This is a genomic window from Streptomyces sp. NPDC055189 (assembly GCF_053606765.1).
Genome location: NZ_JBSGSG010000010.1, coordinates 141,663 through 165,469 on the forward strand (window position 1 = coordinate 141,663; position 23,807 = coordinate 165,469).

Annotated in this window: 22 protein-coding genes; 13 read left to right on the top strand and 9 right to left on the bottom strand. The window is 70.0% G+C overall.

Annotation, left to right across the window (positions count from 1 at the left end; all coding sequences use genetic code 11):
• Positions 1-18: 18 nt before the first annotated feature.
• The gene (locus tag ACWFR3_RS10330) at positions 19-765 is read right to left on the bottom strand and encodes an FG-GAP repeat domain-containing protein (RefSeq protein WP_453734135.1); all 747 of its coding nucleotides are present in this window, start codon (positions 763-765) and stop codon (positions 19-21) included.
• Between the two features lie 312 nt (positions 766-1,077).
• On the opposite strand from ACWFR3_RS10330, the gene ACWFR3_RS10335 reads away from it, so the two are divergent.
• The 4 genes from ACWFR3_RS10335 to ACWFR3_RS10350 all read left to right on the top strand — a co-directional run bounded on the left by ACWFR3_RS10335 (position 1,078) and on the right by ACWFR3_RS10350 (position 3,562).
• Positions 1,078-1,329 (top strand): hypothetical protein, encoded by a 252-nt coding sequence (locus tag ACWFR3_RS10335; RefSeq protein ID WP_453734136.1) that lies wholly within the window; start codon positions 1,078-1,080, stop codon positions 1,327-1,329.
• 4 nt (positions 1,330-1,333) lie between these two features.
• Entirely contained in the window at positions 1,334-1,711 is a 378-nt protein-coding gene (locus tag ACWFR3_RS10340) for a toxin Doc (protein WP_453734137.1), read from the top strand.
• Between the two features lie 204 nt (positions 1,712-1,915).
• Positions 1,916-2,353 (top strand): NfeD family protein, encoded by a 438-nt coding sequence (locus ACWFR3_RS10345; protein WP_453734138.1) that lies wholly within the window; start codon positions 1,916-1,918, stop codon positions 2,351-2,353.
• Between the two features lie 87 nt (positions 2,354-2,440).
• Complete coding sequence (locus tag ACWFR3_RS10350; RefSeq protein WP_453734139.1) at positions 2,441-3,562, top strand: SPFH domain-containing protein; 1,122 nt, start codon at positions 2,441-2,443, stop codon at positions 3,560-3,562.
• A gap of 65 nt (positions 3,563-3,627) precedes the next feature.
• On the opposite strand, the gene ACWFR3_RS10355 is transcribed toward ACWFR3_RS10350, so the two are convergent.
• Both ACWFR3_RS10355 and ACWFR3_RS10360 read right to left on the bottom strand, forming a co-directional pair.
• Positions 3,628-4,209: a TetR/AcrR family transcriptional regulator gene (locus ACWFR3_RS10355; protein WP_453734140.1), complete on the bottom strand. Its 582-nt coding sequence runs from the start codon at positions 4,207-4,209 to the stop codon at positions 3,628-3,630.
• 409 nt (positions 4,210-4,618) lie between these two features.
• Positions 4,619-5,215, bottom strand: a complete 597-nt coding sequence (locus ACWFR3_RS10360) for a TetR/AcrR family transcriptional regulator (protein ID WP_453734187.1) — start codon at positions 5,213-5,215, stop codon at positions 4,619-4,621.
• Positions 5,216-5,434: 219 nt separating this feature from the next.
• On the opposite strand from ACWFR3_RS10360, the gene ACWFR3_RS10365 reads away from it, so the two are divergent.
• Positions 5,435-6,481 carry an aldo/keto reductase gene (locus ACWFR3_RS10365; RefSeq protein ID WP_453734141.1) on the top strand — a complete coding sequence of 349 codons (1,047 nt, stop codon included), beginning with the start codon at positions 5,435-5,437 and terminating at the stop codon, positions 6,479-6,481.
• Between the two features lie 60 nt (positions 6,482-6,541).
• Here the strand turns inward: ACWFR3_RS10365 and ACWFR3_RS10370 are convergent, their stop codons facing one another.
• The gene (locus tag ACWFR3_RS10370) at positions 6,542-7,306 is read right to left on the bottom strand and encodes an SDR family oxidoreductase (protein ID WP_453734142.1); all 765 of its coding nucleotides are present in this window, start codon (positions 7,304-7,306) and stop codon (positions 6,542-6,544) included.
• A gap of 209 nt (positions 7,307-7,515) precedes the next feature.
• On the opposite strand from ACWFR3_RS10370, the gene ACWFR3_RS10375 reads away from it, so the two are divergent.
• Positions 7,516-10,818 (top strand): BTAD domain-containing putative transcriptional regulator, encoded by a 3,303-nt coding sequence (locus tag ACWFR3_RS10375; protein ID WP_453734143.1) that lies wholly within the window; start codon positions 7,516-7,518, stop codon positions 10,816-10,818.
• Between the two features lie 88 nt (positions 10,819-10,906).
• Here ACWFR3_RS10375 and ACWFR3_RS10380 read toward each other — a convergent pair whose 3' ends face one another.
• Both ACWFR3_RS10380 and ACWFR3_RS10385 read right to left on the bottom strand, forming a co-directional pair.
• Positions 10,907-11,785, bottom strand: coding sequence for a hypothetical protein (locus ACWFR3_RS10380; protein ID WP_453734188.1), 879 nt, complete (start codon positions 11,783-11,785; stop codon positions 10,907-10,909).
• Positions 11,786-12,023: 238 nt separating this feature from the next.
• The gene (locus ACWFR3_RS10385; RefSeq protein ID WP_453734144.1) at positions 12,024-13,145 is read right to left on the bottom strand and encodes a S1 family peptidase; all 1,122 of its coding nucleotides are present in this window, start codon (positions 13,143-13,145) and stop codon (positions 12,024-12,026) included.
• 508 nt (positions 13,146-13,653) lie between these two features.
• Between ACWFR3_RS10385 and ACWFR3_RS10390 the strand changes: the two genes are divergently transcribed.
• From ACWFR3_RS10390 to ACWFR3_RS10405, 4 genes are all read left to right on the top strand, one after another.
• The gene (locus ACWFR3_RS10390; RefSeq protein WP_453734145.1) at positions 13,654-14,019 is read left to right on the top strand and encodes a hypothetical protein; all 366 of its coding nucleotides are present in this window, start codon (positions 13,654-13,656) and stop codon (positions 14,017-14,019) included.
• Positions 14,016-14,201 carry a hypothetical protein gene (locus ACWFR3_RS10395; protein ID WP_453734146.1) on the top strand — a complete coding sequence of 62 codons (186 nt, stop codon included), beginning with the start codon at positions 14,016-14,018 and terminating at the stop codon, positions 14,199-14,201. The genes ACWFR3_RS10390 and ACWFR3_RS10395 overlap by 4 nt, the downstream gene beginning before the upstream one ends.
• Positions 14,202-15,101: 900 nt before the next feature.
• Positions 15,102-16,079, top strand: coding sequence for a phosphotransferase (locus ACWFR3_RS10400; RefSeq protein WP_453734147.1), 978 nt, complete (start codon positions 15,102-15,104; stop codon positions 16,077-16,079).
• A gap of 254 nt (positions 16,080-16,333) precedes the next feature.
• Positions 16,334-18,124: an ATP-binding cassette domain-containing protein gene (locus ACWFR3_RS10405; RefSeq protein WP_453734148.1), complete on the top strand. Its 1,791-nt coding sequence runs from the start codon at positions 16,334-16,336 to the stop codon at positions 18,122-18,124.
• A 67-nt stretch (positions 18,125-18,191) separates the two neighbouring features.
• On the opposite strand, the gene ACWFR3_RS10410 is transcribed toward ACWFR3_RS10405, so the two are convergent.
• Positions 18,192-18,614 carry a MarR family winged helix-turn-helix transcriptional regulator gene (locus tag ACWFR3_RS10410; protein ID WP_453734149.1) on the bottom strand — a complete coding sequence of 141 codons (423 nt, stop codon included), beginning with the start codon at positions 18,612-18,614 and terminating at the stop codon, positions 18,192-18,194.
• Positions 18,615-18,806: 192 nt separating this feature from the next.
• On the opposite strand from ACWFR3_RS10410, the gene eno reads away from it, so the two are divergent.
• Entirely contained in the window at positions 18,807-20,135 is a 1,329-nt protein-coding gene (gene eno, locus ACWFR3_RS10415; protein WP_453734150.1) for a phosphopyruvate hydratase, read from the top strand.
• A gap of 604 nt (positions 20,136-20,739) precedes the next feature.
• Here the strand turns inward: eno and ACWFR3_RS10420 are convergent.
• On the bottom strand, positions 20,740-21,030 hold the full coding sequence (locus ACWFR3_RS10420) for a YciI family protein (RefSeq protein ID WP_453734151.1): 291 nt from the start codon (positions 21,028-21,030) through the stop codon (positions 20,740-20,742).
• A 153-nt stretch (positions 21,031-21,183) separates the two neighbouring features.
• Between ACWFR3_RS10420 and ACWFR3_RS10425 the strand changes: the two genes are divergently transcribed.
• Positions 21,184-21,783, top strand: a complete 600-nt coding sequence (locus tag ACWFR3_RS10425; RefSeq protein WP_453734189.1) for a Crp/Fnr family transcriptional regulator — start codon at positions 21,184-21,186, stop codon at positions 21,781-21,783.
• Between the two features lie 45 nt (positions 21,784-21,828).
• Here ACWFR3_RS10425 and ACWFR3_RS10430 read toward each other — a convergent pair whose 3' ends face one another.
• Entirely contained in the window at positions 21,829-22,752 is a 924-nt protein-coding gene (locus tag ACWFR3_RS10430; protein WP_453734152.1) for a sigma-70 family RNA polymerase sigma factor, read from the bottom strand.
• A gap of 81 nt (positions 22,753-22,833) precedes the next feature.
• Here ACWFR3_RS10430 and ACWFR3_RS10435 point away from each other — a divergent pair, with 81 nt between their 5' ends.
• Positions 22,834-23,610, top strand: coding sequence for an SDR family oxidoreductase (locus ACWFR3_RS10435; protein ID WP_453734153.1), 777 nt, complete (start codon positions 22,834-22,836; stop codon positions 23,608-23,610).
• Positions 23,611-23,807: the final 197 nt, after the last annotated feature.

The window sequence follows — 23,807 nt, forward strand, 5'->3', positions numbered from 1 at the left end:
AGGCAGCGACCTGTGTGGTCAGGAGCAGGACTTGTAGAAGTGCTTCCAGCCGCCGGTGGGCATGGCCGGCGGTTCGGCCGGGGTCCCCGTCTCGCCGTACTTCTGCTGCAGTTCGTAGTCGTAGGCGCCGGGGCCGCTGCCCGGCTTCGTCAGGCGGACCGACCGCTCCCAGACGCCGTCGCCGTCGTTGTTGAGGACCGCGAGGTCCGGGTACGCGTCGTCGCCGTAGTTGGCGATGCGCAGTTGCTTGGCCTCGCCGTGGGTGCCGATGTCGGAGCGCACGGGGGCGGCGGACGCGAGGTTGGAGCGCTTGAGCGGGCCGGGGCGGAATTCGGCGACGCGTGCGGTGTTGGGGTCGTCCCCGCCGGCGGGCGTGACGAGGTTGACGACCATGTCCAGGGTGCCGTCGTTCTGGAAGTCGGCGACCGCGGCGGTGGCGACCTCGCCCGTCTTCGCGCCGAGGAGCTTGGCGACGTTCTGCTTGCTGCCGAAGGAGCCGTCCGCGGCTCCCCACTGGACGGTCATCTTGAGTCCGGTGTGGCCGGGGTTGATGATCTTGTCGGGGCGACTGTCGCCGTCGAGGTCGCCGACCAGCGTGGTGGCGTCTGCCAGGCACGGGACGGTTGCCCGGGCAGCCGTGCCGGACCGCGCCGCGCCGTCCGCGTCCGGCGACCCGGCCGCGCTGGCCTGGTACCCGGCGGCGGTCAGGGTCAGGGCCACGGCCGCGACCGGAACGGCGATCAGGCGTGAGCGCTTGCGAAGCATCTGCGAACTCCTCATGTCATTGCCGTCGAGAACACGTTCCGAGCTTGCGGGGTGATCCGTCCGAACCGCCATGAAATCCGGCCAGTTAGGGACGCTGGAACGCTAAATGGCCCTCTGAGCAGCAGAAATACAGGTCGCCCGGGACGCGGGGGTGGGACGGGCCCGGCTCCTCCGACAGCTCTGGGAGCTTCTAGGACCCCGGTGGGAAGTGTCTTCCGAGGTACTTCCGAGGTACTTCCGAGGTACCTGTGCCAGCAGCCTCTGACCTGCATTGATTGAGCTCGGGGTACCTGGCCCGCTACCCTCGGACGTATGGCCGCACTCAATATTGACTTCGACGACGCGGAGCTCGAAGAGCTCCGGGCGATCGCGCGGGAGCAGGGCATGCCGATGAAGGCCTTCGTGAAGGCCTCCACCGCAGGGGCCATCGCCCACCACCGGGCACTGAAGGAGGGCGCGCGCGTCTTCCAGCAGTACTTCGCCGACCCGGCCCTGGCCGATGCCATCGCCGCCGCGGGCATCGACGACGGTCCGCTGCCGGGCCCCGCGGGCAGGGCTGCCTGAGTTCATGCCTCCTGCCCTGCACGTGGACGTGCCGTGGCTGCTGCAGCAGCACGAGACCGCGCTTCCCGACGCTCACGTCGTCAACGACTTCTCCGCGCTCGTGGCAGCCGTGGCCCGCCACCGCGTCGACCCGCCCCGGCTCGGCGTCACGCCGGACGCCTCCTGGCGGGCGGCCGCCCTCCTGCACACGCTGCTCCTGCTGCGCCCGCTTCCGTCCCTCAACGTCCGCTACGCATGCGCGATCGCCATCGCGTACATGCACGCCAGCGGCGAAGGGCTCGATGCTCCCTACGGCGAGCTCGTCGAACTCTGCAAGGACGTGCTCGCCAACAAGGCCGACGTATACGACGCCGCCATGAGGATCCGTACCTGGCGTATCTGACGCATGTGACGCATCTGGCGCATCTGGCGCATGTGAGGCATCTGGCGCACCGGTCCGCCGCGGGGCGTGGCACGGCCGACGCTTTTGGGTGTCAGCACGGATGGACGCAGATCACGCACGCCGATCAGATGGGAGTACGCACCGTCCTGGCCGCGTTCCGCTCGGCAGGTCGGTGAGCACAGCCCGTACGAGAGGCGCGATTCGATGCCGTGGTTTGCCTGGTTGCTCGCCGCCGCGGCACTCGGTGCCGTGGAGTTCTTCGCCCTGACGCTGGTCTTCGGATTGCTGGCGGGTGCTGCTGTCGTTGCCGCCGTAGTCGCCGGGCTGGGTGTCGGCGTCTTCGGCCAGCTCCTGGCTCTCGCGGCGGCCGCGGCCGCGGGTCTCGTGCTTGCGCGACCCGTCGCGCTGCGCCACGTGGCGCGGGCGCCCCTCACCCGCGAGGGCAGCGATGCGCTGATCGGCCGGCGGGCCGTGGTCATGCAGGACGTGACCGCGACCGAAGGCCTGATCAAGCTCTCCGGCGAACAGTGGTCCGCCCGCGCTCTGGACGAAAACCAGGTGATCCCGGCGGGAGCGCTGGTGGACGTCATGGAGATCGAAGGCGCGACAGCCGTCGTCTACCCCCGCGAGCTCCTTCCCTGACCGGCTGAACACAGAGCAGCGGAACACAGAGCAGCCGAACACAGCAGCTGAATACAGAGCAGCTGAACGCAGAGCATCGGAGGCAGTATGGATCCGGTCGTGATCCTCATTCTTGTGGCGGCAGTTGTCGTCGTCTTCCTCGTGGCCTCCACGGTGCGAGTCGTTCCGCAGGCGCGCCGCTACAACATCGAGCGGTTCGGCCGGTTCCGCCGGACGCTGCAACCCGGCCTGAATTTCGTCCTGCCGGTGGCGGACCGCATCAACACCAAACTCGACGTGCGCGAGCAGGTGTACTCGTCCGAACCCAAGCCGGTGATCACCGAGGACAACCTCGTGGTGAACATCGACACCGTTCTCTATTACCAGGTGACCGACCCGCGGGCAGCGGCCTACGAAGTCGCCGACTACCTCCAGGCCATCGACCAGTTGACCGTCACCACCCTGCGGAACGTCATCGGCAGCATGGACCTGGAGGGCACACTCACCTCGCGCGAAGAGATCAACGCCCGGCTGCGCACGGTCCTCGACGACGCCACCGGGAAGTGGGGTATCCGGGTCAACCGTGTCGAGATCAAAGCCATTGACCCGCCGCAGACCATCAAGGAGGCCATGGAGAAGCAGATGCGGGCCGAGCGCGACAAGCGCGCGGCCATCCTGCACGCCGAAGGGGAACGGCAGGCCAAAATCCTCACGGCGGAGGGCACCAAGCAGAAGGACATTCTCGAGGCACAGGGCACACAGCAGGCCATGACCCTGCGGGCGGAAGGCGAGGCACAGGCAGTGGAGCGCGTCTTCCAGGCCGTCCACCGCAACAACGCCGACCCGAAGGTCCTTGCCTACAAGTACCTCGAAACGCTCCCGCACTTGGCGGCCAGCGACAACAACACCTTCTGGGTGATCCCGGGAGAGCTGACCGAAGCGGTGCGCACCGTCACCAGCGCGTTCGGCGACCAGTCTGAGATGGGTCTGCCCAAGGCCGCGCAGGCCGGAAAGGCGGGCGCCGCCGCTGACGGCGACACGTCGGACGAAGCGGGCGGGACTGCCGGGCTCACGACGCAACCGGCGCCCGCTCTCGACGCAGCCGCGGCTGTCGACGAGGCCACGCGGCAGGCCGCCGCAGCGGTGAGCGACGCGAAGGCGGAGGCCAGGGCAGCCGCGAGTACGGGGGCAGGCCCGTCGACTCAGCGGAGTGGCAGGCCCGTCGACTGAGCAGAGGCTTTCCTATCGAGGGCATCCGCCGTGACCGAGGTCGCGGTGGGTGCCCCGACGCGTTCTCAGGGCGTGGGTGCGGTGAGGTACCGCTGAAGCGTGGGTCCGAGCCAGTCCACGATCTCCTCGCGGTCGAGTTCCACGCTGGCCGGAAACCGCAGTACATAGCGAGTCAGCGCGAGCCCCAACACGGTCGAGGCGCACAGTGCCGCCCGCGCCTGTGCCTGCTCCGGATCCGGACCCAGCCTGCGCGCCAGCGGGATCAACTGGTCGCGCAGCACGCTCCCCATGCGATCGGCGGCGGCCGGGTCGGTGGCGCCGACCCGCATCAGCGCGGTGAGCTCCCCGTTCTCCTCCCACAGGGTGAGGAAGTGGCGCACCAGCGTACGGCCGATCTCCTCGGTCGATTCGAGGGGCAGGCCAGGCAGCCCGGGGTCGATCGCGACGGCCGCCGCGAACAGGCCCGCCTTGTTGCCGTAGTAGCGCATCACCATCGACGGGTCGATTTTCGCGTCGCGCGCGATGTCCCGGATGGTCGCCTTCTCGTAGCCGTCCGCCGCGAACCGTTCGCGGGCCGCGTCGAGGATCGTGGCGCGGGTGGCGTCGGAACGCCGTGCGGCCTGCTGGTTCTCCGTGGTGCCGGTCATGCCAACAAACATAGGCCAACGCGTGTTGTCAGTCCACAACACCCGTTGACCAACACCGGTTGACCAACAGGCGCTGACAAGAGTGCAGTTACCGAAAGCCAGCACAGGCGGTGCGCCCTGACCACCCATCAGATCCCGGCAATGCCAACGCGGAACAACCGCGTCGAACCGCCAGCGAACCGCCAGCGTCACGTCGATCCCCGCCCCACCCCGGGCTGAACGCCAGAGGGCCATAACGCCATAGCGTCAGGCGATGGCCCGTCACCAGCAGGATGCCGCCTGCCGCGCAGCCCGCCTGACAGCTGCAAGCCCCGGAGGGCTGGCCCGGCCATGCGGCCGGACCATGTGGCCGGGCCAACCGGCGTTCCAGGTCAGGGGCCCGCGGCGACGGCGGACGGGACGGCTGTCTTCAGAATCCCGTATGCCCGCCGAGCCCGGACGGGTCTCCGGCGCCGCGCAGCAACGTGTCCACGACGCGAGTGGCGAGCGCGTCCGCATCCGCTTCGCCGCCTTCCGCGCCCTCCTTGGCCGCCTCATGGATGAGCGCGTAGTAGACGCGTCGGGTCCAGTCGAGGTCGAGGTCGGGGCGGAGTACGCCCGCCTCCTGGGCGCGGCCGAAGAGCCGGACGCAGGCGGCCCGGACGTCGGCGTGAATACGGGCGGCCTCGGGGTGGGCATCCTCGGCCGCGCGGTCCATGGCGAACGACCAGTCGGTCTTTACGCGGAGGACGTTGGCGGTGACCTGGTAGAGGGCGACGATCGGCGGGGCGGCATCAGGGCGGGCCGCGGCGACGGCGTCCGCGAACTGACGGGCGGCCCAGCCGGTGAGCTCGTCAAGGAGCGCCTCACGAGTGGCGAACCGACGGTGCACGGTGGTGCGGGCGACGCCGGCGGCCTTGGCGAGTTGCTCCATGGTCGCCGCGGGGTTGGCGGCCAGGACGCGCTCGGAGGCTTCGAGGATCGTCCGTATGGTCCGCTCGGTATCGGCCCGAAGCGGCCGCTTCACCTGCGGTTCCGTCTGCCGCTTCGCCTGCCGTTCCGCCGGCTGCTGCGTCTGCTTTTCCGTCTGCTGCTTCTGCGCCGTCACGCCGACATGCTACATCCGTACTCTCCCCAGCAAACTACTTGCAACATTAATGTCGCATGTCATACGTTCATGGCGTCAGACATGTAACGAATCCAGACCCCGTCCGCGGGGAGAAGCGACCTCAGGGGGCAGGCAGTGATGCAGCACAGGAAGCTCGGCCGCACCGGCATATCGGTCAGCAAGTTCGCCCTGGGCACCCTGCGCCTGGGGGCGTGGGGGAACACGGATCACGACGATGCGGCCCGGCTGATCCACACGGGTCTGGACGCCGGGATCAATCTGATCGACACCGCCGACCAGTACTCGGGCGGCGAGGCCGAGGAGATCGTGGGCAAGGCCATCCGCGACCGCCGCGACGAGGTCGTGCTCGCGACCAAGGGGCACTTCCCCGTCCGCTTCAAGGACGAGGACCCCAACCGGCAGGGAAACTCGCGCCGTTGGCTCACCCGCGCCGTCGACGACAGCCTGCGCCGCCTGGGCACCGACCGTATCGACCTCTACCAGGTGCACCGCCCGGACCCGGACACAGACATCGACGAGACCCTCTCGGTCCTGTCCGACCTGGTACGCGCGGGCAAGATCATGGCCATCGGGACCTCGGACTTCCCCGCCGAACAACTCGTCGAGGCACAGTGGACCGCTGACCGCCGGGGCCACATCCCCTTCCGTACCGAGCAGCCCCCGTACTCCGTCTTCGTACGCGGCATTGAGGCCGACGTACTGCCCACCGCGCAGAAGTACGGACTCGGCGTGCTGACCTGGAGTCCACTCAACAGCGGCTGGCTGACCGGGCGGTTCCGCCGCGGCGAGCCGATCGAGATGAACGGGTTCCGGCAGGCGGTCGCCCACAAATTCAACCTCGATCTGCCGGGCAACCAGCGCAAACTCGACGCCGTCGAGCGCCTCTCGGCCCTGGCGGACGAGGCGGGGATCTCCCTGACGCACTTGGCCCTCGCCTTCGCCTCGACCCACCCGGGCGTCACCTCGGTGATCCTCGGCGCCCGCACGGTCGGGCAACTCACCGACCAGCTCGCCGCCGCGGAGGTCCGCCTCGACGACGAGATCCTCGACCGCATCGACGAGATAGTCGCCCCCGGCGTCACCCTCAACCCCGCGGACATCGACTACAGGCACCCGGCCCTGACCGACGTCGAGCAGCGCCGCAGGGCTGTTCGCCACCGCTGACGCCTGCTCACCGTCGGAAGGGAACGGCACCAAGTCGCGAGGAAGCGGAAACCCGCGGCGTCAGTGAGCCGCGCCGGTGAGGCCCTGCGCGAAGCCGCCGTCGACGGGGAACTCGACGTTGGTGGTGAAAGTGGCGTCGGCGGCCAGGAACAGCGCGGCCGCGGCGACCTCCTCGGCGGTGCCCATGCGCTGCAGCGGCGTGGTCTCGGCGCCCTGCTTCTCGAAGTCGTGGCGCTCTTCCTCGGTCATGCCGGCTACCCCCATGGTGGGGGTCTTGATGTAGCCGGGGGCCACGGAGTTGACGCGGATCTTGCGGGGCAGCAGCTCGGCCGCGAGCACATGGGCGATCGCGCGCACCGCTTCCTTGGAACCGGAGTAAGCACTCAGGCCGGGGAAGATGAGGTCGTTGGCCACCGTGGTGAAGACGATCGCGCCGCCGTCGTTGAGAAGCGGCGCAAGGCTCTGCACGGTGAAGAAGGCGCCCTTGGTGTTGATGGCGAAGTGCCGGTCCCATGCCTCCTCCGTGGTGTCCTCCAGGGTGTGCACCTCGGCGATGCCGTGGTTCACGAAGAGGTAGTCGACCCTGCCGAGCTTCTCCTGCGCGCTGTCGGCGAGACCGCGGATGTCGGCCATGCTCGCCGCGTCGGAGCGCAGCACATGAGCCTTGTCCGACTTCAGCTCGGTGCGCGCCTCCTCGATCTTTTTCTCGTTGCGGCCCGTGAGCACGACCTCGGCGCCGCCGTCCAGGAGCGCCCTGGCGATGGCCAGGCCCATCCCGTGCGTGCCGCCCGTGACGACGGCCTTCTTGCCTGCGAACTTGCTCATGTGTGACTCCTTTGGACAGCGTGTGAGGTACGTGGTGTGCCGGGTGGCACCGGCGGTTCGCACCGGCGGTTCGCGCCGGCCTCAGCAGAGTGCGCGCGGTGTCTTGCGGTCCTCTGTCGGTCCGCTGTCGAGCCTCTGTCGGTCCGCTTTCAGTGCCTTGCGGCGCACTGGCCCACCGGACAGTGACCGGTGGGCCGTACCGTGAGCGCATGCGTTTCGGGGTATTGGGTCCGCTGGCCGTGTGGTCGGCGGAGGGTGAATTCGTGGCGGTGCCGGAGGCGAAGGTCCGCTCGCTGCTCGCGGCTCTGCTGACTGCTCCGGGGCAAGTGGTGTCGGCCGACCGCCTGGTGGACGAATTGTGGGGCCGGTCGTCGCCCGTCAATCCCGCCGGTTCACTGCAGACCCTGGTGTCTCGGCTGCGCCGGGTGCTCGCCCGCGCGGGCGGGCACGATCTGGTGGTGCGCCGGGCCCTCGGGTACGTACTTGACGTGCGGGACGAGGCCATGGACGCCGGCCGGTTCGGCGAGCTCGCCGCGCGGGCCCGGGGCATCGAGGACGCACGGGAGCGGGCCGTCATCCTGACCGACGCGCTGGCACTGTGGCGCGGCCCGGCGTTCGCGGACTTCACGGACGAGCCGTTCGCGCGCGCGGCCGTGACGCGTCTGGAGGAGCAACGGCTGCTGGCCATCGAGGAACAGGCCGAGGCACGGCTTGAGTTGGGCGACCACAGCGTGCTGGCCGGTGAGCTCGCCGTATTGACGGAACGTCACCCGCTGCGGGAGCGGCTCCGGTCCGCGCACATGCGGGCGTTGTACGGCGCGGGCCGGGCCAGTGAGGCGCTGGAAGGCTTCCGAAAGCTGCGGCACCGCCTGGACGAGGACCTGGGGCTCGAACCCGGGCCCGAACTGGTGTCACTGCAGCAGGAGATCCTCCGGCAGGATCCCGGCCTGCGCCCGTCTTCGGCCGGGCCCGGTGCCATGCCGCCGCGCACCAATCTGCCGACGCCGGTGACCGGTCTGGTCGGCCGGACGGACTCGGTGGACGAGGTGCGGGGCCTGGTGGAGGCGGGCCGGCTGGTGACCCTGACGGGGCCCGGTGGCGTCGGCAAGACCCGGCTGGCCCTCGAGGTGGCGGCCCTTGAGGTGGCGACACGGCTCTCGGACACGTACACGGACGGGGTGTGGCTCGTGGAGCTGGCCGCTCAGACCGTCACCGCCGGCTCCGGGGACGACGAGCTGGCAGAGGTGGTGGCCGCGGCACTCGGCGTGCGGGACGACACCGGGCCGGTGCCGCTGCCCGGCGGCCGGCCGCGCACCCTGTCGGACCGGCTCACGGACACCCTGCGCGGGCGCCGGCTGCTGCTCGTCCTGGACAACTGCGAGCACGTCATCGAGGCGGCGGCCCGGCTCGCGCGGACACTGCTGCGGGACGCGCCGGGCGTGCGGATCCTGGCGACCAGCCGGGAGCCGCTGAACCTCGCGGGTGAACGGCTGTGGCCGGTACCGCCGCTGGACCTGCCCGCCGCAGGGGCGGGCACGCCGGAGCTGCGGCGGTCCAGCGCCGTACAGCTGTTCCTGGATCGTGCCTCGGCGATGTCACCGGGGTTCGTGCTGACCGACGACAACGCACCCGCAGTGGCATCGATCTGCCGCCGCCTCGACGGGATTCCACTGGCTCTCGAGCTGGCGTCGACACGGGTACGGGTGCTGGGGGTGGCCGAGCTGGCCGAGCGGCTCGGCGACCGGTTCGGGCTGCTGACCGGCGGGCACCGGGGCGCGCCCGCGCGTCAGCGGACACTGCGCGCGATGATCGACTGGAGCTGGGAACTCCTCACCTCCGCCGAGCAGTTGGTGCTGCGCAGACTCGCGATTCACGCGGACGGCTGCACCCTGCACGCCGCCGAGTCGGTGAGTGCGGGGGACGGCGTGAAACCCACCGAGGTCCTGGACCTGCTGACGCGGCTCGTGGACCGTTCGCTCGTACTGGTCTCGCACGAGGGCGACGGCCCTCGCTACCGGCTTCTGGAATCGGTGGCGGAATACTGCCAGGAGAGGCTGCGGACCGGCGAGTTCGCCCGCGTGCGGCGCGCCCACGCCCGCTACTACGCGGATTTCGCGGAGCGCGCGGACCCGTATCTGCGCGGCGCGGACCAGCAGCAGTGGCTGCGGCGCCTGGACGCGGAGGCCGCGAATGTGCGCGGGGCCCTGGACAGCGCGTCCGCGGACGGCGACGGGGTGCTGATGCGGCGTCTTGTGCACGCCATGGTCTGGTACTGGTACCTGCGCGGCCGTCTCACCGAGGCCACACGCTGGCTCGGTCTCGCTCTCGGCCTGCCGGGGCACGCGCCGGAGGCGGCGGGTGCGGACGCGGCGGGTGCAAATGCGGCGGGCGAGGGCCCAGCGGGGCAGGACCTGTCGATCACCACGGCGTGGCGGACCGCGATGAGCCTGCTGACCGGTGCCCCCGAGGGTCCGGCGCGGCACGGCCGGGACATCCTCACCTCGTACGAGAACATCCGCGACCCGCACGAACGGACCAGGGTGGGCTGGTTCCTCGGGCACGCGGTGACCAGGTTCGGGGACCGCGCGGTGGGCGAAGAGCTGACGGAGCGGGTACTGACCGCCTCCCGCGCCCTGGACGATCGCTGGGGCGTCGCGGCGGGGCTCAGCACACGCGGGATGCAGACCTATGTGTGCGGCGACCTGGCGATGTCGCGGCGGCAGGGCGAGGAGAGCCTGGCGCTGTTCCGCGAGACCGGTGACGGGTGGGGGCAGCTGCAGGCGATGGCGGTGCTCGGGCGGCTCGCCGAGATCGAGGGCGACTACACGGAGGCCGCACGGCTGCACCGGGACGGACTGCGCATCGCCGAGGACCTGGGGCTGTGGACGGACGCGTCGATGCGCTGGTCCGAACTCGGCCGCATCGCGCTGCTGAGCGGGGAGCACACACGGGCCGACGAGTTCCACGAGCGGGGCCGCAGACTCGCCGTGGAGCAGGGTGACAAACCGGCCGAGGAGTTCGCCGAGATGGGTCTCGCGCTCAGTGCCCGGCGCCAGGGTCAACTCGACGTCGCGCAGAGGCTGTTGCGCCGCTGGTTGGAGTGGAACCGGCAGTTCGACGCGGAGTACGGTTCGGCGCTGATCCTGGCCGAGCTCGGCTTCGTCGCCGAACTACGGGGGGACGCAGAGACGGCGCTCGCCCTGCACCGGGAGGGCCTGGCCGCGGCCCGGGACACCGGGGACCCGCGGGCGGTGGCGCTCGCGTTGGAGGGGATCGCGGGCACGCGGGCACTGTCCGGGCACATGACGCAGGCGGCCCGCCTGCTCGGCACGGCAGCGGCGGCCCGCGCGTCGGTGGGCGCGCCGCTGCCGGACGGCGAACGCGGCGACGTGGACCGGGTAACCGCGTCGGCCCGCCGGGCCCTGGGCGGGGCCGGGTTCGAGGCGGCCTTCGCGGCCGGCAAGCAGGCGGACCCACGGACCGAGGGGGAGCTACCGCTCGACTCGCCCTGACGGCGTCCAGGTACTGGAACCGGAGCCGACTTCGTGGTGCTTCCGCGCACGGGGCAACACGAGCTTTCGCAGGAGGTCGACGCCAGGATCAACTGCCGCTCGGCGAGATCCCGCGGAGGCCCTTGTAGGGAACCGGCTGGCCGGTTCGCGCGTCGAGCAGGACGCGGTCCCCCACGGGCCGTTTCAGTTTGGCCGTCACCTGCTGCATCCGGGCCTGCTTGGTGCAGTTGTCGCCGTCTTCGTGGTTCTTGACGGAGGCCGACAGTACGACGCTGCCGCTCGTTTCCAGGACGTCCACCACGGGGCCGTCGTCACAGGCACCGTGGACGGCGATGACAGTGACCGAGCGGCTGTCGGCGGCAATCCCGACGAGTCGGTTGAGCGGGGAGCCGGGGATGTCGTGGGTCGGCTTGATCGGTGCCGGAGGGACTTTCGAGGGGACGGCGGCGGCCAGCTTGAGCGGGGAGGTGTAGCCGTCCAGGGTGAAGGCCCAGGCCGGGACCGTGGCCGGGCCGCGGCTGGTGGTCACGCGCATCTCGGCCAGCTTCGCCCCGGTCACCGTGAGGTGAGGTTCGCGGTCGACACGGGAGTCTCCGTCGGCACGAGCATCTTCGTCGGCCCGGGAGCCCGCCAAGGTCTCGTACGACTCGCTCGCCCGCATCAGCGGGCGGCTCGACGCTTTGCCCCAAGCCCATGTGACCGGGCCGGCCTTGGGGGCGGTGTCGGGCAGCTTGCCTCGTAGGACGAAGTTCTCGTCCTTGTAGGCCTGCTTGTCGGCCTTGCCGTGCAAGCCGCCCTCCGGCAGCCGGACTTCCTCGCCTATGGGGTCGTAGAGGTCACGACTCGCGGCAGCCGCGGCCGAGCCGTCCCAGGCCGCGGCGACCTGCCGAGCCCGTTCCGCGAGGACGTCCGCGTCCGTGTCGCTGTCGGCGGCCGTCTGGCTACCGCAACCGGAGAGAGCCAGCATGCTCACGGCAGACAGGGCAACCCCGGCAAGCAGGCTGACGGGGTGTGATGCCCTGACGCGCATGTGTCCTCCTGGTCGAACGAAGCGGCGGCTACCTGCTCTGTTCCTGAAACTCAGTGAAACTCAGTCCCTGTGACCGATGACTGGTGACTAGTGACTGGTGACTGGTGACTGGTGACTGGTGACTGGTTGGACGAGAGCAGGTTCGCCGGTGCGGTAGCTGGATGGGGCAGCGTCGTCAGTAGACGTGCAGGCCGCGTTCGTTCAGTACGGTCTGCACCTTCGTGAAGTAGTTCCGGTAGGTCCCACTGGAGGAGGAGGTGCACACCTGCTCGTCGGACCCGCCGGAGAGCAGACCCAGGGCCGTCTTTCCGTGGAGCGCAGGCCCTCCGCTGTCGCCGCCCAGAGCGCAGTTGTTCGTCTCGAACATGCTGTACAGCGTCACGCCTTCGATGTTGACGGTCACGCTCGTCTTGGTGACGTTGCCGGTCGTGTCCTGGCTCTTGACCCCGATCCTGTCGATGCTCTCGCCTTCGGCCGGGTAACGGGAGTTCTCGATCTGGTGGTAGTCACCGCCCCAGTACCTGACGGTCCCCAGCGGGTTGATGCCGGAAGCGTTCGCCCTGATGGTCGCCCAGTCGCAAGCGCGGGTGGCACCGTCGCACTGACCGCCGGTGCCGGTGCCGAAGTTGGATGCGGTCTGCGTACCGATCTTGGCGCTGTTGTGGTCCATGTACCAGGTGTTGCCGGTGCCCGCGACACAGTGGCCTGCGGTGAGCGTGTAGATCGCTCCCGAGGAGTTCTTGGTGTTGAACCCGGCACTGCACAGGTAGTTGTTGGAGTAGATCCCATTGGCGCCGCGCAGGTCGGTTGCCTTGAACTTCAGCTTGCTGTCGATCCTCTTGACGCGGACCGCCCCCGGGTGAGCCGCCGCGGCCTTCTCGATCCTGGTCCGGTCGGCGGCGGGTACTCCGTCGAAGATCTCGACGCTCAGCTGATTGGTGTCGGTCTCGACACCCCACGTCGTATTGGGGATATTCCCCAACTGGTCGAAGCTGTGGTGAATGGACGCAAGCTCGGAAGTGCTGCGGGAGACCAGCTTCGGGGTTCCGCCCGCGTCGCGGACCGACTGGGCGGCGGCCTGATCGGTAACCGCTACGACAAGGTCCCCGTCCTTGTAGTACACGCCACCGGTGCGATCGTCACCGAGCTTGTCCGCAAACGCCTCAGCACGGACGGGAGAGGTGAGCGGCTTCGGGGGCGTCGGGCTTTCGTCCGCCGACGCCGGCAGTGTGGTGGCGGCTGTGCCGAGGAGTGCGGCGGAGGCTATCTGCGCGAGTCTCTTCCGTACGTGTCTCATACTGCGTCCCCCAGGGTTCCAGTGAAGCGTTGATCTGCACCGTGACTCCTGTGTCAGCAGGTGCACAACATGCGAACCGAGACGCTAAGTAGAGGTGGGGCGAGGATCTAATGAATTGGCGTAGTCCACTTCCTGCATGGCTGAATATGGGTGGCTCAAGGGGTGAGATGCGTCGGGGTTCAACTCCACATCCAGTGGCTTTCCGCCCCGACCGCGACAGTGGCAATCCGGCACAGCCGAGAGAGGCTGGCTTGAACTGGACACATGTGTTGCCTCAGGCAGCGAATTCGCCGAGTCTTGAGTGCGACGCGGCGGGGCGGGGGCGCGCACGCATAGTGCAGCTTGTAGGGCTTCTCGGCGTAGTAGCACACGCCCGTGGGAGTTGGACCGCGACGTGACCGTGATGGTTCCTTTTGTGACAGGCGCCAGGTCGGGCCCGGGCCCCGCGCCAGAGCCATCTGCGTCCATCATCTGCACGCTGCGCAAGCAAAGGGCGATAATTGGCGCCATGGCCCTGGTGTCCCCGCTCCCCGATGAGCCTTCCGCCGAAGCAGTACTGCGGGCGCGCTACACCAGCCGCCTGCCCGAGCGTCTGACCGACCTGGCCGGCCCCTCCCACGGCACGGTCAGCCTGCCGCTGCACGTGGTCTGGTCCGGGCTCCGCTCCTTCGACCTGGAACGCCCGCGCTCGCGCATGAGCCTGTATCGCACCGTGCTCGCCGAGGGACAGCGCGAGGACCTGATCGCCTTCCTCGACCCGGACCTGCTACGGGCGCAGTGGCCAGTGCTGCGCACCCTGATCAGCAGGATCATCCGCGATGTGTGGGAGTCCCGCTTCACCGAGCTCACCACCCGGGCCTCGAGCGCTGCATGACCCTGTCCGGTCTGCACCGCCGGCTGCTCGCCGACGTCCTTGCCATCGGCTCGCCGCACCCACTCGTGGTCACCGCATGCAGCATGCTCCCGGAAGAGATCCAAGCTCTGCGCACGTGGGCCCTGGAATGGGTCACCGACCTCGACATGCGCCTGCACTCGGAATCAGAGGACGATCTCTGACCGACGACTCACGTTGCTGCGGCACAGACTGTGACGGCATCTGAATCTGCGGGCACCGAACACGTACCTCGATCACCGGGTTCTGCCGACTCACCTGACGGAGTGGGGGCCGTCCGGAGCGGCTTGGCGCTGAGACGCCTCCTACGACCAGACCACCTGTATACGGGTATACGGGCGCTGGCGCCCGGAGCTGCACACGCTAGCCCCCGATATGCACGTCGGCACCTCGACATCCCGGTCAGTGATCTGGTCGGGCGCCGCCGTACGGCAGATCAAGCCATCTCGTCGGGCAGTCAACTGCCGGGTTGTGCCGTTGGGTTCAAGAATCCTTTCTTCCGGCTGCGTCCCAGGTCATCGGGGCGCGCCTTGGCTGTCTGCTCTGCGCCGGACCCGTATTTGGATTGTCCGGATTCCAGCACCGCACCCCGCTGATTGTCAGTGGCGTGGACGAGGGTTCCGTCCGCTGCCCACGTCCGCGCCTCATCCAGGGAGACCGGTGTTCTCGACGCCACGTGCACCACAGGCACTCCGTGCACCACATGCAATCCCCCGCTCGGGTCATGGCTTCGTCGCTGTCCCCGTGACGAGTGAATCGAACGAGCGGGTGCCAGGGGCTTGGGCCGACAGCACTTGCCCTCTCGGGCTCGCGTCGCACCTGCGCTCGACCGGTCCCCCGGTACAGCCCGTATCGGCCCTGTGATCAGCGACGTTGTCCCGGTGCTCCACCCGCTCACCTACACAGGAGAAATCCATGAACCCCGTGCGTTGCCTTCCCGCCCCTCGCCCCGCGTTCGAAAATCCTCCCGCTCAGACCGTCGCCCCCGCCGCCCTCGGGCGTCCCGCCGACGCGCGCCGCGCCCCGTTCGCCGCCGCATCACGACCGTCAGCAAGGTGGGGCGCATGAGCGGCAGCACGAAGGCGCTCCCCACGGCTCTGCAAGGCTGGGCCGAGCGCGAGATCGGCACCGTTGCGGACGTTCGGTACGCCGCCGCCTCGCAGCCGCGAGCGGACGCGCGGGTCTGGGATCTCGTGCGGCCCGACGGCTGCCGGTTCTACCTGAAGATCTCCCCGCACGCGGAGGCGTACGAGAGGGAGACCTTCGCCCTGCGGCACGCGGCCCCCGCGCTGGGAGCCGGCCGGGCGCCTCAACTGCGGGCGTCCAGCGCCGAACATCTGGCCCTTCTGACAGCTGCCGTACCCGGCCGTCCGGTGCAGGAACTCCCGCTCCCACCGGCCGAGGAGTACGAGACACACCGGCAGGGCGGTCTCCTGGTGGCGCGGCTCCATGCGGCAGGCGAACTGACGGGCCGCCGGCGTCTTGAGGCCGAGCAGGCGTTGCACGCCGCAGCGGAGGGCGCGGGCGGGCTCCTGGACCAGACCGGGGGCCGGATGACGGCGACTGAGCGCAGGTTCGTCCGGGGCCTGGTGGAACAACTGCGCATGGCCGAGCGGCCACTACAGCTCGGCTTCATCCACGGCGACGTACGGCCGGGAAATCTGCTCTGGTCGCAACAAGCGGCATCGGTTTCGGTGTCGGTTTCGGTGTCGGCACGCGCATCATCGGCGGCACGCGCGTCGTCGGCGGCATACGCGTCATGGGCAGCCTGGGTCGATTTCGCGCGAGCCGGGTTCGCGCCCGTCGTGCAGGACTTCATCCGCATGGCCTGCGAAGTGTGGGCCGACAGACCGCATCTGCGCACCGCCTTCTTCAGGGGCTACGGACGCGAGCTGACGCCGCAGGAACGCCACGTGCTGAAGTGTCTGGCCGCGCTGGACGCGTTGAGGGTCCTCGCCCGGGGCGAGTCTCACGACGACCCGGACGTCACCGCGCGCGGGCGGCGCACCCTGGACCGGCTGACGGCAGGAGTGTTCGCATGAAGTGGCCCCACAGCGGTGGCCCCCGGCGGTCCTTGCCCCCCACCGGCGGCCCGGGGCCAGTACCCTCGCCGCCTTACGCGACCGCGCCGGACGACACCTCGGCTGTCCCCGCCGCACGCTCCGCAAATCCAGCTACAGAAACGGATCCAGCTCCAGAACCCGAGCCAGCTCCAGAACCAGGCTCAGCTGCTCCAGCTCCGAAGCCCTCGGCTCCCGCCGAGCTCGACTACAACGGGCGCAAGCACCGCAAGGCCATGGAGCACGCGACGCTGTGGGACATGGCCCGCCGGATCCCGGCGGCGCTCGCCCAGTCGGCCCGCCTTGCCTGGTCCGTCGACCGGCGCATGACGATCACCATCCTGCTCTGTCAGTTGCTGTCCGGCCTGGGCACGGCCGTCATGCTCACCGCCGTCTCCAAGGCGCTGCCCGAGCTCACCACCTCCGACGCCCGGACAGGACTCGCGCAAGCCTGGCCGGCCCTGGCGGTCGCGGTCGTCGCGATGGCGGTGGGCGCGGGTATGTGGATCCTCGCGGACTGGGCCACCCGGCGCCTGAACCCGAAGATCGCCTCCGCCGCCGATCTCACCCTGGTCGACCTCCACATGAAGGCCGAGCTCTCCGCCTACGACACGCCGGGCTTCACGGACAGAAGCCAGGCTGCCGAGATCGGCGCGCTGCGCGCCGTCGACATCGCGGATGACGCTAAGACGCTCACCAACGGTGTCGTCCAGCTGATGTCCGCCGCGACCGTACTCACGTCACTTCACCCGCTCCTCCTGGGCGTGCTGCTCCTGTCGGTCATCCCACGGGGCCTGGGCGGCGTGATCGCCGCGCGCATCGACTACCGCGTCCACGACCGCACCCTCTCCGCGCGCAACGTGCGCGGCATGATGCGCTGGTGGCTCACCACACCGGACCTCGCCGACGAACTGCGGGCCAACACCATGCGCCCCTATCTGCATTCCTGGTACCGGGACATGTGCCGGAGGGTCGTCGGGCGCGAGCTCGAAGGCGCGCGCCCGTATCTGTTGGTGACGTTGCTCGCGGCCTCCCTCGCGGGGGTGTTCACACTCGGCATGTGGGCGTCGCTGGCCGCGCTCGCCCTCTCGGGTGCGATGTCCACGGCGATCGCGGGCACGGCCATCGTCGCCTCGCAGACGGCGGGGCGCGCCCTCAACTCGATCGTGCGGTACGGCGCGGTGATGTTCCACCACGGCCTCTACCTCAGCGACTACTACACCTTCATCGACGAGGTGCGCTCCATGACCACGTCCCGCGGCACCGCGCAGGCCGGGGCGCCGCATCAAATCCGCCTGGCCGATGCCGCATTCACCTACCCCGACAGGGCCGCTCCCGCCCTGCACCCGATCTCCCTCACCCTCAACCGAGGGGAGGTCGTCGCCCTGGTCGGCGAGAACGGCGCCGGCAAGTCGACCCTGATCCGCATGCTCACCGGACTGACCACGCCGACCGGCGGCACCGTGCACTGGGACGACACCGACCTGGCCACCGCCGACGCGGAATCGGCATGGCGGCACGTCGGCCTCGTACCCCAGAAGAACGGGCACTGGCCCCTGCGCGCCAGGGAGAACATCACCCTCGGTCAGCCCCGGGAACACAGCGACGAACGCATCTGGGACGCCGCGGACCGCGTCGGCATGACCGACGTGCTGAAGGGCCTTCCCGATCAGCTCGACACCCTGCTCGCCCGCTCGGTGTGGGGCGGGCATGAACTGTCCGGCGGGCAGTGGCAGCGGCTGGCCTGTGCGCGAGCGATGTACCGCGAGCCGGCCGTGCTCGTCCTGGACGAGCCGACCAGCGAGATGGACGCCCGCGGCGAGCACCTGATCTTCCGCGAGCTCCGTGAGATGGCTTCGGACCGGATCACGGTGGTGGTCACGCACCGCCTGGACAACGTGCGCATGGCCGACCGCGTCATCGTCCTCGAACAAGGACGGATCCGCGAAGAGGGCACCTTCGACGCTCTCGTCGCGACCGAGGGGAGTCTGCTGGGTGAGCTGTACGCGCTCGCCCGGGACCGCTGACAGGCCATCCCGTTCGCAGGTGGGGCCGGGGCGGCCGTACGGCGCCCCGGCTTCCCGCCGCGCCTGGCTAGCGTGTGGCGAGCCGCTCCAGGAGGGCCGCACTCTGGGCCAGCAACTCCCTTTCCTCATCGGTGAGTTCGGCCTCGATGGCCTGCGCGAGCCAGCCTGCCCTGCGGCCGCGTTCCGCTTCGAGCGCGACTCGGCCGGCGTCCGACAGCTCGACCAGCGACTTGCGGCCGTCCGTGGGGTGCGCCCTGCGCGTGATCAGGTTCTGCTCCATGAGCAGGCCCACCGCACGGGCCATCGACTGAGGGCGTACGCGCTGGTCGGCGGCGAGGTCGCTGGTGGTCATGGCGCCGTCGCGGTCGAGTGCGCCGAGCACGGCGACCTGGCCCAGCGGGATGCGGTCCTCGTGCTTGACGCGTCGGGTGAGCTTGCCCATCGCGGTACGCAGTTCTGCGGCGATGGCGGCGGCTTCCGGGGTGGGCATAGGGCACTTTACCCCGCTGCTGTACGCCGTCGCTGTGCACCTGACCTGCACAGCAGCACCGTACGGCCAAACTGGACAGCAGAACTGCACAGCCAAACTGAGCAGCATTGCTGTAGGGTTTTGGATCGTCGGGCTCAGCGCCAGCGTCGTCGCAGCCGGGGCCCCGGCACACGACAACGGGGAGGAACTCCCATGTCCGCAGAAGCAGTCGCAGCCACAGCCACAGCCGTCGGTACGGTCAATGCCACCATCGAGACCATCACCGCCCGCCGGATCATCGACAGCCGGGGCAACCCCACGGTCGAGGTCGACGTCGTCCTGGCGGACGAGTCCCTTGGCCGCGCAGCCGTCCCCTCCGGCGCATCCACCGGCGCCCGGGAGGCCGTGGAGTTGCGCGACGGGGACTCCGCCCGCTGGCACGGCAAGGGCGTCGACCGCGCGGTGGCCCACGTCAACGGGGAGATCGCGGCTGCCGTGCGCGGCCGGAACGCGGCGGACCAGGCGGGTCTCGACGCCGCCCTCGTCGCCCTCGACGGCACCCCCACGAAGTCCCGGCTCGGCGCCAACGCCATCCTCGGCGTCTCCCTCGCCACCGCCAAGGCCGCCGCGGCTGCCCACCGCCAGCCCCTCTACCGCTACCTCGGCGGCGCCGACGCCCACCTCCTGCCGCTGCCGATGATGAACATCGTCAACGGCGGCGCCCACGCCGACAATCCGCTGGACTTCCAGGAGTTCATGATCGCGCCCGTCGGCGCGGACACCTTCGCCGAAGCCGTACGCACGGGCAGCGAGGTCTTCCACACGCTGCGCCGCGACCTGCTGGCCGCCGGACACTCCACGGGCGTCGGCGACGAGGGCGGCTTCGCGCCCGCGCTGCGTACCGCCGAGGAAGCGCTCGACTTCGTGATGAGCGCCATCGAGCGCACCGGCTACCGCCCCGGCACGGACATCGGCCTGATCATGGACCCGGCGTCGTCGGAGTTCTTCCGCGACGGGGTGTACGACTATGCGGGCGAGGGAGTACGCCGCACGCCCTCCGAGAACGCCGACTACCTGGCCAAGCTCATCGACGCCTACCCGATCGTCTCCATCGAGGACCCGATGGCGGAGGACGACCTGGACGGCTGGCGCGAGCTGACCGCCCGCGTCGGGGACCGGTGCCAGCTCACCGGCGACGACGTTTTCTGCACCAACGAGACGCTGCTGCGCGAGGGCATCCGCACCGGCGTCGGCAACTCCGTCCTGGTCAAGGTCAACCAGATCGGAACCCTGACCGAGGCGCTCGACGCGGTGGCCACGGCCCATCAGGCGGGCTGGACGGCTGTCATGTCGCACCGCTCGGGCGAGACGGAGGACACCACCATCGCGGATCTGGCGGTGGCCACCGGCTGCGGCCAGATCAAGACCGGCTCGCTCTCCCGCTCCGACCGCACGGCGAAGTACAACCAACTGATCCGGATCGAGGAGGAGTTGGGCGACGCGGCGCGCTTCGCGGGGCGCTCCGCACTGCGTCGGGCGTGAGCAATAAGCAGTAAGCGGTAAGCAGTAAGCAGAGGCAGCGCAGGCAGGCCCCCGATCGGGAGGCCCCCGATCGGGATCGGGGGCCCGCCCGCGCACCGGAGAGAGACGTCAGACGCACCGGCTGCACAAGTACCCGCGCCGCACGACGGCCTCGGACTTGGCCAACCCCGGCGCAGGCACCCACCGGCCGCGGTGCGACCGGCGCGGCGGCGGACCGTACGGCGACTGCCAGGCCGGCCGCACCAGCCGGCCAGGGCCGCTCACATTGACGGGAAGTCTGCCGCTCTTGCGCAGGCGCCCGGCGGACGCGTAAGCGTGGGCGTGGGCGTGGCAACGGCAGAAGACGATCGGGATCGGCAGAAGGGTGGGCAGGACCACCCAGTTCTTTGACACAGAGATACACCGGTTCCAGTGAGAAGACCGCAGCGAAAAGGAGCGCGGCACACAGGTGTGACGCGCGACGGTTCAGCGCTCGGGGTGACTCACTTGGTGTACAACGGCACGTCCTTGCCGGAGGGGTAACAGCGGCCGGGAACACGGTAAGGGCACCCGCGAGCGCACCTCCACTGGTTTTCGGGTCGACGAAGCATGTCCTGCCGCGTCCTCAGCCCGGCGCCCCGGAGCCCACCACCGGTGACCACTCCCGGACGTCGGCCAGCTCGACCGCCGGAAGACGGAAGTAGGGATCGGCGGCCAGTACGACGTCGAGTGCGGCGCGGTCAGGGACGTCGAAGATGAGCAGTGCGCCCGAGTCGTCCGCGAAGGGGCCGGCCGCGTGCAGGCGGCCGTCCTCATGGAGTGCGGCAAGCGCGTCGCGGTGGGCGGGGCGGGCCGCGAGGCGTGCGGCGGTGTGTTCGGCGCTGTCGGTGGTGAAGCGCAGTTCGATGGTCCACATGTCGGGGACACTAGTGTCCGGGACATGGGCGCGTCTGTATCGGGAGATACACCTCCACCAGGAGATACACCTCTGTCAGGAGAGAGACCTCCGTGGCTGCCTCTCACCGGGATCCCGCTGCTGGCCGGACTGCCGTCGGCGCGGTTGGGCGAGGTGTGGGCGGCCTCGAAGGCCGGGAGTCATGCCCGTGGGGACACCCTTCGGCGCGAAGGCGAGCCCGCGCATGACTTGGTGCTGCTGCTGAGCGGGCGAGTTGCGGCGATCTCCGTGACCGCGCAGGGGGCGGTCGTCCGGCACGGGGCCTGGGAGCGTCCGTGCGCGCTGGACAAGACCGCGGTGATCGACGGGCGCGGGCACACGGCGACGTTCACGGCCCAGACGCAGGTGCACGTCCGTGCGCTGCCGCGGGACGTGTTCCTGTCCCTCGTCGAGGACGTCGCCGCCGTACGCGGTCATGTTCTGCACGTCCTGGCGGCCGAGGCACGGCGCCAGCAGGAGCGCGTCGTCGCGTCGTTGCTGCCGGCGCCGGCACGGCTCGCCGCCTGGCTGTTGGGGTCCGCCGATCCGGCGGGCGTGGTGCGCCTGCCCGCGTCGCAGCAGCAGCTCGCGGAGTCGCTCGGGCTCACCCGGGTCACCGTCAACCGGGCGCTCGGCGCGTTCCGCAGGGACCGTCTGATCGACTACGACCAGCAGGCGGGCCGGGTCACGCTCCTGGCTCCGGAGCTGTTGCAGCTGCGTGCCTGCGCCACCTGAACCGGGGGTGGTTCAGGTGGCGCATGTCGATCGGTCGCACGCGTGTCAGGCGACGGCCAGCTCCAGCGCGGCAAGGCGCTGCGGTTCGGCGATCACCTCGACGGCGGTGATAAGGCCGCTGCCGGGTTCGACGGTGAAGGTGAGGACCAGGCGCAGGTGCCCGTTCGGGGCCATGGCCAGGCCGAGGGTGCCGTCCAGGAGGGCCGGGCCGGTGAACTGGGCGCGTCCGGTGGCTGCCATGGCGCCCTTGGCGACCGTGTGCGCGCCCAGGACGACGACCGGCTCCGGGGTCGGGATCACGGCCGGGTCGGCGGTGAGGACCACGTCCGGGTGGAGCAGGGCGACCAGGGCCTCGAAGTCGCCGGTGCGGGTGGCCGCGAGGAACGCGGTGACGGCCTGGTGCTGGCGGGAGGAGTCGGGCGTGGCCGGGGTGGTGCCCTTGACCCGGCGCCGGGCGCGGCTTGCGAGTTGGCGGGCGGAGGCGGGGGTGCGTTCCAGGATGGCGGCGATCTCGTCGAAGGGGATCGCGAAGAGGTCGTGCAGGACGAAGGCGAGGCGTTCGTCGGGGGTGAGGGTGTCGAGCACGACGAGGAGGGCGATGCCCACGGCGTCGGCGGCCTCCACCTCCTGCTCGGGGCTGGGGCGGCCGTCGGGGCGGTCGGCGCCGTAGGCGGTCTCCAGCTGCTCTTCGCGGCGCGTGGCGCGGGAGCGGAGGACGTTGAGGCAGGTCCGGGTGGCGATGGTGGTGAGCCAGCCGCCGGTGTTGGCCACCTCGCTCGTATCGGCGGCGGATGCCCGTAGCCAGGTCTCCTGGACCGCGTCCTCGGCCTCCGCGAGAGAGCCAAGCATGCGGTAGGCGACGGCGCGCAGGTGTGGGCGGTGGGCTTCGAAGTCCTCGGCCCTCAGGCTGCCCCCGAGGCTCTCCTCAGGGCTCACCTCAAGGCCCTTCTCAAGATTCTTTTCGTCCATCTGTCACATCCCCCCACGGTGGCGTGTCAGAGCGGCAGAACCGAAGCTCGCACACCACAAAAACAAGCAACTTAGGAGTACATGATGACTGTTGACGCCACGATCCTGGTCACCGGCGGTACGGGAACGCTCGGCAGCCACGTCCTCCCGCTGCTGCGTCAGGCGGCGCCCGCCACACCGGTGCGGGTACTCAGCCGCAGCGAGCGGCCGGACACCGAAGGGATCACCTACGTCACCGGCGACCTGATGACCGGCGAGGGCGTCGCGGACGCGCTGGCCGGGGTGGACACGGTGTTGCACCTGGCCGGCGGCGCCAAGGGCGACGACGTGGTGGCAGGCCACCTGGTCGAGGCCGCCAAGAGGGCCGGAGTGAAGCACATCGTGCACATCTCGGTGATCGGCGCGGACCGGATGCCGATGGCGTGGTTCGCGACGCAGCGTGCAGCGGAGGAAGCCATCACGGGCTCGGGCATCCCGTGGACGATGCTGCGGGCCGCGCAGTTCCACGACCTGGTGCACGAGATGGTCTCCAAGATGGCCAAGCTGCCCCTCGTCCCGGCACCCGGGATGCGCCTGGAGCCGGTCGACGTACGCGATGTCGCGCAGCGCCTGGTAGAGCTGGTCCTCGCCGAACCGACCGGTCTGGTACCGGAGTTGGCGGGCCCGAAGGTGTACACGATGGACGACGTGGTCCGCTCTTACCTGGGCGCCACCGGACGCCGCCGCCCGGTCCTGGGCATGCGGATGCCCGGCAAGGCGGGCCGCGCATACCGCGAGGGCGTGAACCTCGCTCCGGCGACGGGCGCGGTGCACGGCGGGCGGACCTGGGAGGCGTTTCTGGCGGAGCGGGTGGCCTGAAGGCCGCCACCTGGTCCAGGAGCGTTTCGTCGGTCAGGTGCAGGTCACCGATCGGTACAGGACGTCGATCGGTGCAGGATTCACCGGTCCAGAATGCTGGAGCAGCAGGCTCCGGTGCCGACGAGGGCGGGCCGCTGAGACAACCGCGCGACCCGCGCGCAAACTGAGTGTGCGGCGCTGACTCAGCCCCGCCGCAC